Annotated in this window: 11 protein-coding genes and 1 pseudogene; 9 read left to right on the forward strand and 3 right to left on the reverse strand. The window is 38.5% G+C overall.

Annotation, left to right across the window (positions count from 1 at the left end; genetic code table 11):
• The first annotated feature begins 271 nt into the window (after positions 1 to 271).
• Positions 272 to 1015: an SDR family NAD(P)-dependent oxidoreductase gene (locus JUJ52_RS21385; protein ID WP_205389211.1), complete on the forward strand. Its 744-nt coding sequence runs from the start codon at positions 272 to 274 to the stop codon at positions 1013 to 1015.
• Positions 1016 to 1213: 198 nt separating this feature from the next.
• On the forward strand, positions 1214 to 1798 hold the full coding sequence (locus JUJ52_RS21390) for a YpjP family protein (RefSeq protein WP_205389209.1): 585 nt from the start codon (positions 1214 to 1216) through the stop codon (positions 1796 to 1798).
• Between the two features lie 668 nt (positions 1799 to 2466).
• Here the strand turns inward: JUJ52_RS21390 and JUJ52_RS21395 are convergent.
• Both JUJ52_RS21395 and JUJ52_RS21400 read right to left on the reverse strand, forming a co-directional pair.
• Positions 2467 to 3171: an NAD-dependent protein deacylase gene (locus JUJ52_RS21395; RefSeq protein WP_166529909.1), complete on the reverse strand. Its 705-nt coding sequence runs from the start codon at positions 3169 to 3171 to the stop codon at positions 2467 to 2469.
• Positions 3172 to 3201: 30 nt separating this feature from the next.
• Positions 3202 to 4278 (reverse strand): YkvI family membrane protein, encoded by a 1077-nt coding sequence (locus JUJ52_RS21400; RefSeq protein ID WP_205389207.1) that lies wholly within the window; start codon positions 4276 to 4278, stop codon positions 3202 to 3204.
• A 713-nt stretch (positions 4279 to 4991) separates the two neighbouring features.
• Here JUJ52_RS21400 and JUJ52_RS21405 point away from each other — a divergent pair.
• A pseudogene (locus JUJ52_RS21405) lies at positions 4992 to 6120 on the forward strand (glycerate kinase family protein).
• Positions 6083 to 7537: an SLC13 family permease gene (locus JUJ52_RS21410; RefSeq protein WP_228089191.1), complete on the forward strand. Its 1455-nt coding sequence runs from the start codon at positions 6083 to 6085 to the stop codon at positions 7535 to 7537. The pseudogene JUJ52_RS21405 and the gene JUJ52_RS21410 overlap by 38 nt, the downstream one beginning before the upstream one ends.
• 171 nt (positions 7538 to 7708) lie before the next feature.
• Here JUJ52_RS21410 and JUJ52_RS21415 read toward each other — a convergent pair whose 3' ends face one another.
• Positions 7709 to 7900 (reverse strand): H-type small acid-soluble spore protein, encoded by a 192-nt coding sequence (locus JUJ52_RS21415; protein WP_166529912.1) that lies wholly within the window; start codon positions 7898 to 7900, stop codon positions 7709 to 7711.
• A gap of 218 nt (positions 7901 to 8118) precedes the next feature.
• On the opposite strand from JUJ52_RS21415, the gene JUJ52_RS21420 reads away from it, so the two are divergent.
• The 5 genes from JUJ52_RS21420 to arsC all read left to right on the forward strand — a co-directional run bounded on the left by JUJ52_RS21420 (position 8119) and on the right by arsC (position 12465).
• Positions 8119 to 9375 (forward strand): hemolysin family protein, encoded by a 1257-nt coding sequence (locus JUJ52_RS21420; protein WP_026679710.1) that lies wholly within the window; start codon positions 8119 to 8121, stop codon positions 9373 to 9375.
• A 413-nt stretch (positions 9376 to 9788) separates the two neighbouring features.
• Positions 9789 to 10049 (forward strand): metal-sensitive transcriptional regulator, encoded by a 261-nt coding sequence (locus tag JUJ52_RS21425; RefSeq protein ID WP_205389203.1) that lies wholly within the window; start codon positions 9789 to 9791, stop codon positions 10047 to 10049.
• Between the two features lie 325 nt (positions 10050 to 10374).
• Positions 10375 to 10722, forward strand: coding sequence for an ArsR/SmtB family transcription factor (locus tag JUJ52_RS21430; RefSeq protein WP_026679708.1), 348 nt, complete (start codon positions 10375 to 10377; stop codon positions 10720 to 10722).
• An 11-nt stretch (positions 10723 to 10733) separates the two neighbouring features.
• Complete coding sequence (locus JUJ52_RS21435) at positions 10734 to 12032, forward strand: arsenic transporter (protein WP_026679707.1); 1299 nt, start codon at positions 10734 to 10736, stop codon at positions 12030 to 12032.
• A gap of 13 nt (positions 12033 to 12045) precedes the next feature.
• Positions 12046 to 12465 carry an arsenate reductase (thioredoxin) gene (gene arsC / locus JUJ52_RS21440; protein ID WP_026679706.1) on the forward strand — a complete coding sequence of 140 codons (420 nt, stop codon included), beginning with the start codon at positions 12046 to 12048 and terminating at the stop codon, positions 12463 to 12465.
• Positions 12466 to 12662: the final 197 nt, after the last annotated feature.

A 12662-nucleotide genomic window follows, 5' to 3' on the forward strand; every position in this document is an offset into this window, starting at 1 on the left:
TTTTTTGAGCGGGTTTTGCTAAAAAAGTTAGCTGAAGGACAAACCTCACGGAAAGGGAAGTGGGCAGCTGGAGTGGTGGTTAAGCAGTAGCTATTATTCCATAATAGCTACTAGAGGAAGCATAAATCTGAGCATGTAGTGATAAGGACTAACCATTTTGCTCAGTTTTTTTGTTAATGATCATGCGTAGTCTAATAACGTGAAGTTTCTAGGCGTGCCTGTTACCCTATAAAAGAAGGTAAAGTTAAATACTAACGGAAATGGTGATATCATGTATAATCTAGAAGATAAAGTTGTTCTTGTAACAGGGGCATCTAGAGGGCAAGGCGAGGCACAAGTACGCTACTTCTTATCGTTAGGTGCTCGTGTAATCATTGCTGCACGGGAGCTGAATGACGCGGAAAAACTGTCACAAGAATTTGATAAGAATAAAACACTTCCTGTTAAGCTTGATGTAACAAATGAAGTACAATGGGAAAGGTCAATTCATGCTGCCATAGAAGCATTTGGTAGGATAGATGTTCTCGTGAACAATGCAGGATTATACTACAATGCTGCGTTGACGGAGACAGAACTTCATCAATATCGTGAAATTATTAATGTTAACCAGATTGGTGTATTCCTTGGCATGCAATCGGTTATACCGATAATGTCTCAGCAAAAGAAGGGCTCCATCATTAACAATGTCTCTATTTCAGCATTTGCACCTTTAGATGGAACGGCTGCATATGCTTCTACGAAAGCAGCCGTTGTGGCAATGTCAAAAGCGACGGCTGTAGAGGTAGGGAAAGATGGGATAAGAATAAATATCGTACACCCTGGCGGAATAAATACGGGAATGGCTCAAACAAGTGGAACAATACCTATTTATTCTCAAACTCCTCTAGGAAGAATCGGTGAACCACAAGAAGTTGCACATGTTATTGGGTTCCTTGCTTCAGATCAAAGTTCTTATTGCACCGGTGCCGAAATTGTTGTTGATGGCGGATTAACACTAGGTACAAGAATAGAATGATCGAACATCTGTCGCTTCTTTAAACTCAAACATGTATGGAATATTCCTTAAATGCCTTATTAAGAGAAATAGTATATGACGTTTTTTGTAATCGCAGCCTTTACACTATCAATTTACTAAATTCTGAAAAATAGGATAGACAAATGATACAGAAGTGATAGAATTTATAGTAATAGATACAAAGGAGTGCGCTCTAAAATGAAGCAATGGATGAGAAAAATAGCTGTTGTTCTTATCACAATTATGACATTAGGGATGTACGTTCCAACTTCATTAACGGCAGATCCTGAGGAGCATAAAGAACGTTATGATTCAGGGTCAGGTCTAGACGAAGCTACACCTGTCTCGGTATTAGAAACGCCAGAAGATGTCGTCCCTATTCAAGCATATACCATAGATCAATTAACGGAAAAGGCGAAAGAACAGGCATTAATAAAGATGGGTCCAAGAATTTCACATCGAATTGAGGACGAGTTTACAGCCGTTATTTTACCGAACATAGAAAAAGTGATGGAGACAATTTTATTTGATGATAAAGCGCCTGTGACTTACTATGACATATCGGAGGATCCCGCTGATGGCTATGGAGAAAGAATATTTAATATTTATGACTTGAAGGCGCAGGAAAAAGTGGCTAAATTCCATGTGAGAAGGGATCATCGTCCATTAGCAGGTCATTGGTTTAATTTCCATTACCATCTCCAAGCTGATAATTTTGAAAAACACTATGACATTGGTGAAATATATTGGGATAAAAACACACCCCCTAAATGGATGACGTAATAAAAAAGAGGCTGAGACAATAGAATGAAGAAACAATAAAAAACGAAAAGATAATTAATTTGAATTAATTATCTTTTCGTTTTTTGGTTAGAATCATTCATTTAGCACCTGAAATAAGCGAGACTCCGGCGGGAACAGCACGAGTCCGAAGATCCACTTGGTAACGTATTTTTTCTTAACCAAGTTAGCTGAGGCCGTGTCCGCGGAAAGAGCGTATATCTTCACGGTGCGGCGATGATACTCCTATTGATAACATGATTATTCGTATGTTGAGTAAAGAAGTTGTGTTTTGTCCCAGCACGTTTTTAATCACCATACAGAAAAGTTGTTTATCCCGCATATAACTGGCAGTAAGCTCCCTACATCAAGGAATAAAGTGAAACCAATAAGGATAAGTGTAGAATCAACTGCCAGTAAATGTCCGATTGGTTCACCTAACCATCCGTGGGGATAAGCAACCCCCCACGGATGGAAGTTTCACTTTATCCCGCATATAACTGGCAGTAAGCTCCCCACTTCAAGGAATAAAGTGAAACCAATAAGGATAAGTGTGGGTTCGACTGCCAGTAAATGTCCGATTGGTTCACCTAACCATCCGTGGGGATAAGCAACCCCCCCACGGATGGAAGTTTCAATTTATAGTTTAGATAACTCAATTATCTTGCTTCTTACTGGTCTAATTCAGTTAATACGTCTCCTATTTGTCGATTGTGTATGAGCATATCTGCGTAAGCATCTAATGCAGTAGGTTCTTGATTAATGATGACTAATCTCGCACCACCTTCTTTGGCGATTAACGGAAATTGGTTTGCCGGTGTTACACTTAATGATGAGCCAAGGACCATAAATAAATCAGCTTTTTCTGATTCAGAGAGTGCCGCTTGAAAAGCTTGGGCAGGCAATGTCTCTCCAAATAATACAATGGAAGGACGTAAGATGCCACCACATTTACAAAAGTAGTCTTTGTGTACATATTCTTCACTACTATATTCCTTCTGGCAGGATTGACAGTGGAGCCTTTGCAGCGTGCCATGAAGCTCAGCAACACGATTACTCCCAGCTTGCTGGTGAAACCCATCTACATTTTGCGTTATAATCGATTGTATGGTACCGGCCTTCTCCCAATCTGCAAGAATATAATGGCCTTTATGTGGTTTATAGGATTTCACTCCCAATACTCGCTCTCGATAAAATGTTGTAAATGCCTCAACGTTATTATTTAATGCATCAGTACTAGCGATTTTAGCAGGATTCTGCTTGTTCCACAACCCTTGATTAGCTGAACGAAAGTCTGGCAAACCACTTTCTGTCGACATCCCAGCTCCCGTGAAAACAACCGTATATTTCGCTTCGTAAAGCCATTGTTTTAGCAAGATATTCCCTCCAATCTCGCACTTCTATAGTTAATTATTTTCCACTTGAGCATTCCCGTTTTTCTTTTTATGTAATCGGAACGGTACGATAATAAGTACAGCAATTAAAAACAGACCTAAATAACCAATTAGGGGGTAGAAAAAGGAGACCAATTCTGTAAAGCCAACAAAACTTAAAGCAAATGCGGTAAGAATTGTGAATACAATAAACATACGAAATGACTTTGTTTCACTTTTCATAAACCGAGATCCAAATGAAAAGAACATGCTAACAGCAGTATTAAAAATCATACCAAAAAGAATGATGGAATATAGCATTCCAAGTATAGGAGAAAGATCATCCGCGATTTTTAAAATAGGCATCTCGTAGCCAACAACTGCTTCCATATTAGAAAAAATCGCTAAATGGTTAAAAACAATAAGTAAACCGATCCCGAGACCGCCGAGTAGTCCGCCAATGGTAGCAATTCTTTCATTTTTTTCAGATCCCCCCATAACTAATGCCATAGGTGCACCTAAAGCTATATTAAACGATACATAATTAACGGCAGAGATAAACCAGTTTGATAAAGCAGCTGGCTGATTTCTAGCAATTGGTTCCATTGCTGCAAAGGAAGTATCCATTGTCATCATGCTATAGATGGAAAGTAAGATGACGGTTAGAATTAAAAAAGGTGTAATGCTTGCAATAACCGCAATTACACGATTGACATTCATCATAACGGTAAGGATAACGAGTATCGTCATTACGGTAATTCCAGCAAAGGATGAAAGCCCAAATTGTTGACTAAAGATTGATCCAGCCCCTGCGATCATGACTACTCCTACACCGAACAATGTAAAGACAATAATGTAATCAACCATTGTCCCTAAAAAGCGCCCGCTCATCAGATAGATGACTTCTCGATGCGAGGTTGTTTGATACTTGCTCCCAAGTCGTGTAAGTGTCATACCTAGATAGGCGAATAAACCAGTGGAAACAATGGATCCAATTGTCCCAATGTAACCAAAGCTAGTAAAGTACTGCAAAATTTCTTGTCCAGAAGCAAAGCCTGCTCCAACGACTATTCCGATAAATGCACTGGCAATCTTTAAAATTCTTTTCATGTTGTTTCCTCCGTGCTGATGTTGTTTGTAAGTAGTTAAATGGAATGATATAAATTTTAATCTTGCTCGTTTTCTCTATTATAATAATAGTAAGTGTAATGACTCCCTTCAGCTTTTTCACATAATTGTATTTATTATCGTATCATATTTTTTTAACAGATGAAGGGATCTTTTATTTAAAAGGGGTAGATACATATAGTTGAAATGTCCCAATTACGAAGAACTCAAAATAAGCAGTCAGAATAATGGGGGTATATATTAATCATGTCAACTATAAAGAGATTTATAAAAATAATGAAGATTGAAAGAACCTAATCAACATTATCTAATAAACACCACACATCTAAGATGGTGGAAGAGCAACAAAAATTCAATGAAGCCTTACAACAATCATTTGATCGGTTAAATCAATCCGTGGGGGATAAACAACTCCCACAGATTGTTAGTACCATAGAGGTTAGAACCAATCGGACATCTACTGGCAGTTGATTACCACTTCGGATTAATCGAAATGATGGAAACAATCATAAATAAGTTGAATAATCTAGAAACCTCTTGCTTAAGGAGGTTTTTTTTCGAGTAATGGACAGCCTTACATCTTCTATCACCAGCTTTCTCATAAACTTCTCATTTTTTTTAATCCGTCTCTCACGATGTATTCATTTTCAAATGATACATTCACATTATCAAAATTTTCCAAGGGAGCGGTAGAAATGAAAGTTGTTATGATACCATCAGGTTTTAAAGAATGTCTTCACGCAGGAGAAGTAGGTATTGCAATGGAAAGAGGGGCTCGACGCTATAATAACCAGATAGACGTAGAAATCCTACCAATGATTGATGGAGGTGAAGGTTTTAGGTCATTTCGGCATTTTTGAAGAGGATGGCAAGAGAACGGCTGTCATTGAAATGGCTGCAGTATCAGGCCTGCATTTAGTTCCGAAACAGCAAAGAAATCCTTTGAAGACAACTTCGTTTGGTGTAGGTGAACTAATCGCATATGCGATGGACTTACATATTAATCAATTACTAATTGGCTGTGGAGATTCCGGTACTTCGGATGGAGGAACAGGAATGGCACAAGCACTAGGGGTACAATTCTTCAATGATAATCACCAATTGATTACGATTGAAGGAGGAGGGGATTTACGAAGGATTGCCTTTATGGATACGAATAAACTTGATAAACGCTTACGTCATTTACAAATAGATGTAGCTTGTAATTGGAAAAATGTATTATGTGGGAATCAAGGGGTGGCTCGTGTGTTTGGGCCTCAAAAGGGGGCAACGAGACGACAGGTAGAACTGCTTGCTACTGGATTAGAACATTATGCAGAGGTCATTCAATCGCATATGCATGTCGATGTACGAACAATGCCTGGCAGTGGTGCTTCTGGTGGATTGGGAGCAGGGCTTATTGCATTTGCAGGTGCGACATTGCATGAGCGGTTTACACTGATCCGGGACTTTATTGACATGGAGCAAGCAATTGCTTCTGCAGATGTAGTTTTTTCCGCAGAAGGTAGCTTGGATTTCCAAACGCCAAATGGAAAAGTACCAGCTGAGGTTGCTAGGATTGCTCGAAAATATGATGTGCCTGTGGTTATCATTGCAGGAACGATCGGTAAAGGTGCCACTGCGAATTATCGTGCAGGGATTCATGCATATACAAGCATTACACAGAAACCAATTGCTTTAAATGAAGCATTGGAGCTAGCACCTAAGTGGATTGAGGATAGCGTTGAATCCATATTAAGGCAAATAGAGATTGGTACTAAACTAGCTAAAAGAAAGGATGTCATCCATGTCAAAGGAAATGGTCGGGCCTTTCAAAAGCAGTAAATGGACAGTTTTTGATGCTAGGCTTTCTAAAAAGTCAATATGGATGATTAGTTTACATTTTCTTTTCTTCATGGCTACTATGCTAATTGGTGAGCTTGATTATTCGGCAAGGGTTTCCCTATTTGCCTTCCTATCAGCCATGACTTTCTGGGTTATGACTTCACTATCTGCGGGATTCGTTGCTATTATGGTTATTATTGGAATTGTATTGTTCCGAGCAGCAGAGGCTACATTATTATATGAGTCCTTTGCCCAAGAAGTAGTATGGTTAATGATTGGAGCTTTTATTATCGGAGAAGCTGTTAAACAATCAGGTTTAGGAGATAGGCTGATTTATTATTTGTTACGTAAATCAAGACAGAAACATACGCTTCTTTTATTTTTAACAAACCTCCTTTTAGTAAGTGCTTTTTTTATCCCTTCTACCTCCGGTAGAGCAGCGTTAACTAAGCCAATCATAAGTGAATTGGGTCAACGATTTCACACAAACGAAGAGCGAGGGTTCTTAGCATTATTAGCACCTGTGGTTATACTGATGAGTACATCAGCAACGTTAATTGGTGCTGGGTCACACTTAATCGGGGTTGGATTACTTGAAAATACAACGGATCAGTCCATTTCCTATATCCAATGGTTTATTTGGGCTGTGCCTTTTACCATTGCCATTACATTTATCACTTTTTTCATCATGAAGTGGTTCATATGGCCAAGTCATTCACTAACAGAGGTAGGGAAGTCGATTTCCATAAATGGACACCAGATGAAGCCCACAACAATGACAACTAAGGAAAAGCAAACATTACGCTTGATTGGTCTTTTGCTCTTAGCATGGTTAACAGAGCATGTTCACGGCTACGATATTGGCTTTATAACAATGGCGGGCGCATTGTTGTTTATGCTGCCAAGAACCGGAGTAATTAGTTGGAAGGAAGGTATTAATGCAATATCCTGGCAATTAATCATGTTTGTTGCTGCTGCTACAGCTTTAGGGAAAACGCTTGTCGATACAGGTGTTGTAGGCTGGATTGAAGGTGGATTACTTGATGTCCTCAATGTATTTGATCATATTCCCAATTGGCTATTCATGATAATTATGTTAGTGATTGCGGTGACAAGTCATTTATATGTACATTCACATACCACAAGAGCAATTATTTTTATTCCAAGTATTATTGTATTTAGTGAGTCCATAGGGCTAAACACTGCGGCAGTTGTTTTCTTGAGTTTACTTGGAATGAACTATTGTTTAACATTTCCAGTTAGTTCAAAAGCAATATTACTATTCTATGAAGCAGGTGATATGACGATTGACGCAAAACAATTGCTTCAATTAAGTACAATACTTATGCCAGTTTATATCCTTGTTATGATTGTATTTTATTTTACGTATTGGCAATGGACCGGATTACAACTATGAGTATGGAGCTGCCCTCAGCTCCATACGTACACGAATGGACATATACTTTCCCCAAAACGGGCTTTTTCCACTTATGAAACATCACATTTTAACTTCTAAAGCTTCCCACCTTAGAAGCGTTCTGTCCTTCTTAGTTGTTATATAAACCGAACCATTTGAGACACAATTCTATTAGTTGTCTAATTGTAGTTCGTGTAGTCCTTGTATGTCCACAATTTGCTCATTTTCCATTTCATCTAGAGGAAAGATAGTGGCTGTTGTATTTTTTTCATGTAACGATTTGATGTAGACTGGGATTCCTCGATAGCGGACTTGTATCATCTCTGCTGCATTCATTATCTCTTGAGCTCTTTCCTTATCCATCTGAATCCACCTTCCTTTCTGTTAGTAGCGTATGTTTATGCTCCAGTGAAGTAGTTTCGTCTTATTTTTTCTAACTTTCACCTAAAATATGTGCAGGATTATAGGGTTAATCTCACAGTGGTTTGGCCCAGTGAAATGGTGGGAAATATAATGTATCATAGGTAAATGACTGACATATCCTAACAAGTATATGAACTTACATAAGGAGGAAGACATACGTGATCATTGCGATCATTATTTTATTATTTGTATCTTTTTTCTTTTCAGGCAGTGAAACGGCATTAACCGCGACAAATAAAATGAAATTACAGACAAAAGCTAAGAATCATGATAGACGATCTGGGAAGCTGCTTGAATTAGTATCCAAGCCAGAACAATTTATTACAGCAATTCTAATAGGGAATAATATTGCAAATATCTTACTACCGACGCTCGTTACTATGGTAGCGATTGACTACGGTATAAATGTAGGGATTGCTTCAGCGTTATTAACGATTACGATTATAATCTTTTCAGAAGTAATTCCTAAATCAGTAGCGGCCGCCTTTCCTGATCGAATTGCACATGTGGTCTACCCAGTTATTCAAGCAGTCGTTACTATTTTTAAGCCATTAACCATGCTGCTTAATGGAATTACTGGTGCTATCATTCGCTTTTTATCAAAAGGACAGGAAGATAGTACATCTGTATCGAGAGAAGAAATTCGGGCTATGGTGGATATAGCGCGTACCGAGGGTATTTTTAAACAGGACGAGACCTATCGTATTAAAGGGGTACTGGAATTTAATAATCTTAATGTGAAGGATGCATTGAAGACACCCCGTGTGGATATTATGGCACTTCCTTGTGATTCAACATTTGAAGAGGTTAGAAATATTGCTATTGATAACCCATTTACAAGGTATCCAATTTATGAAGAGGAGATTGACAATATTGTAGGTGTATTCCATTCAAAGTATCTGTTGTCTTGGGCGATGGAACCGGAAAAATCATTAGAGTCGTTTAGCGATATGAACCCGTTAATCGTTTTCGAATTCCATTCGGTTGATTGGGTATTCCGAAAAATGATACAGGATAAAAAGCATATGGCAATTGTTCTTGATGAGTATGGTGGTACGGAAGGGATCATAACCCATGAAGATATAATCGAAGTCTTGATTGGTTTAGAAATAGAAGATGAAACAGATAAGGGTAACGAATCATTGGTAGAGAAAGTCACAGACTCTGAAATTATATGTCATGGAAAAATTCCACTTCATCGCTTGAATACCATCTTTCATACTGACATCCCGGAGGAAGAGGATGTCCTGTCTGGGTTCTTGCTTAAAGCCTTTCATTATTTTCCAGAGGCAGGTGAGGAAATATCAACAGATCATTTATGGTTTAAAGTTTTATCTGTAGAAGATCGTACAATTAAACGAGTACAAATTAGAAAGCGGGAAATACGGAAACATACAGAACCAAGTCATGAGTAAGGGGATTCCATTCCCCTCAGTTATCAAGATAGATTTGACTCAGTATTAGGGAGAGGAGGAAACACTGCTGTCTGTTATGGCCCCGGATAATTTTCGATCGTTCGTGAAGGGATGATAGTCTGATTCCATAACTTGGCACAGAAGACAGAATTAATGGGAGAAATAGCTTGTTCAGGTAGGAAAACGAGGAGACGGTTCAATCGCTGTCTGTACCTGTTGTGAAATCAACTGTATTTCTATATTTGTATACAGATCATTTGGAGTTTTTTAACGAGAAATGATTAAACGGATTTTTGGAATAAATAGGTAATTAGGTTGGTAGTGGTTTCACTAAAGATCTGCATTCTTTTTAAAGTTAGAGTGCACAATAAGCTTTTGTTTATGCTATGATGGGACAAAGGAGCGAAGTAAGTATGAAATACGATGAAAAAGTAATGAATCGAATGAAACGAATTGAGGGTCAAATTCGTGGGTTATTAAAGATGATGGAAGAACAAAAGGATTGCCGAGACGTTGTAACACAAATGTCAGCTGCTAGGAGTGCATTGGATCGCACAGCAGCACTCATTGTCAGTCAGAATCTAGAAAAATGTATTCGTGAAGAACAGAGAAATAGTGAAAATACGGAGGAATTAATAAAAGAAGCAGTTAATCTACTTGTGAAAAGTAGATAGTAACTTGGAAGCTGACATCTTTCATGCATAAGCATGAAGTGGTCAGCGTTTTTTATAGTCTAGTAAATTAAAAAATTAGCCCATGTGGATAAATAGGCGTGTGTTGAGCAGAGTCCAGTTCCAGCGCCCAGATAACGAGGCGACTTCACGAATCGCCCTAAGCTAAGTCATCATCGGCTTGCAAGCTCTTTATCTCCGCTGATTCGCTCCAGTCGCTACGTTTCTAATCAGACGCTTGCGCTTTTGTTATAGTAATACATAAGGAATAAATATCTTGAATATATAAGTATATACTTATATACTTATATTAATGAGGAGGGTGTTTATGCAGGATACATCAGTAGAAACAGATCGTGCTGCTTTGATCTGTAAATTATTAGGAGATAAAACAAGGCTAATCATGATGAAGATCCTTGATGATCAAGATTGCTGTGTTTGTGAATTTGTTGAGATCTTTCAAGTTAGTCAACCATCCATTAGCCAGCATTTACGTAAGTTAAGAGATATTGGTTTGGTACAGGAGGAGAGAAAAGGTCAGTGGATATTTTATTCCATGAATAAAAATAGTTCGGAATATCCTTTCATCCAAACACTACTTGATCAGCTTCCAGATCAAAGTTACCAGTTAAAACAATTGGAAGAAAACGGAACAAGAATTAATTGTTGTAAGTAGGAGGGAGTATGTTGACATCATCGATTTTTCTAGCATTAGTTATCTTTATACTAACTCTCCTGTTTGTCATTTGGCAGCCTAGGGGGTTATCCATTGGGTGGTCCGCATGTGGTGGGGCTATCCTGGCGTTGCTACTGGGAGTTGTTAGCTTTAATGATGTGATTGAAGTAACTCAAATTGTCTGGAATGCGACCTTAGCATTTGTAGCTATTATACTTATCTCACTGATTTTAGATGAAATAGGATTTTTTGAATGGGCATCCTTGCATATGGCAAGATTAGCTAAAGGTAACGGAGTTAAGATGTTTATTTACATCAGTATTTTAGGTGCCATCGTTGCCGCCTTTTTTGCCAATGATGGGGCTGCACTAATTTTAACACCAATTGTTTTGGCAATGGTTCGTAATTTAAATTTTAAAGAAAAAATGATATTTCCGTTCATTATTGCTAGTGGATTTATAGCTGATACAACTTCACTTCCTCTAGTCGTAAGTAACCTTGTTAATATTGTTTCGGCAGACTTTTTTCAAATTGGTTTTGTAGAATATGCCTCTAGAATGATTATTCCAAATCTCTTCTCCCTTGTAGCTACGATCGGTATCTTATTGCTTTACTTTCGAAAATCGATTCCGAGAAGCTATGCAGTCGACCAGCTTAGAGAGCCGAAAACAGCTATCCGCGATCTAAAGATGTTTCGACTATCATGGTTCATTCTTGCAATTTTATTAATCGGTTATTTTGTGAGCGAATTGATCAGTGTGCCAGTCTCCATCGTAGCTGGGATTATTGCCATATTCTTTCTATTGATGGCTCGTAAAAGCAATTCAGTCAATACAATGATGGTAATTAAAGGAGCACCTTGGGCTATTGTGTTCTTTTCGATTGGAATGTATGTCGTAGTATATGGTCTACGGAATGCTGGTCTTACTGAAATGCTGGCAAGTATAATTCAAGCAAGCGCAGATAGAGGATTATTCGTTGCTACAATTGCAATGGGATTTATTGCTGCGATTCTATCATCAATTATGAATAATATGCCAACAGTAATGATTGATGCTTTAGCAATCGCTGAAACTAGCACTTCTGGAGTAATAAAGGAAGCGCTGATTTATGCAAATGTAATTGGATCGGATCTAGGTCCAAAAATTACACCAATCGGATCACTCGCTACCCTGTTATGGCTTCATGTGCTATCACAAAAAGGAGTAAAAATATCGTGGGGCACATATGTGAAGACAGGCATTATATTAACTGTCCCAATTTTGTTTATTACACTCATAGGACTATATATTACGTTATGGTTATTTTAAAAGGAGGATGAAAATGACGAAAAAAATAATTTACTTTTTATGTACAGGAAATTCATGTCGTAGTCAAATGGCAGAGGGCTGGGCTAAGAGGTATCTAGGTGAAGATTGGGAAGTAAGAAGTGCTGGTATAGAAGCTCATGGGGTCAATCCTCATGCCGTGAAGGCAATGAAAGAGGTTGGTATTGATATCTCTGATCACACGTCGGATATTATTGATCCGACTATCTTACAGCATGCTACCATCGCTGTGACGCTATGTGGAGACGCTAAGGACAAATGTCCTGTCACACCTTCGCATGTACATCGGGAGCATTGGGGCTTTGATGATCCAGCAAAGGCGGAAGGAACGATAGAAGTGAAGTGGCAGGTATTTCAACGAGTAAGAGATGAAATTGGCGCTCGAATAAAGCGATTTGCTGAAACAGGTAAATAGCTGCGTCCAGCTCTAGCGCCCCAGAAACGATGTGACATAACGAATCGTCCTAATCTAAGTCATCATCGGCTAGCAAGCACACCATGATTCCTTTAACTCCGTTGACTTGCTCCAGTCGCTACGTTTCTAATCGGGCGCTTGCGCTTTTGTTCTAAGTTAAGAAAGTATAAAATCAGTGCAATGACTGCGTTAAGCCA

The sequence above is a fragment of the Virgibacillus sp. AGTR genome (assembly GCF_016919725.2).
Lineage (GTDB): Bacteria > Bacillota > Bacilli > Bacillales > Amphibacillaceae > Virgibacillus > Virgibacillus salarius.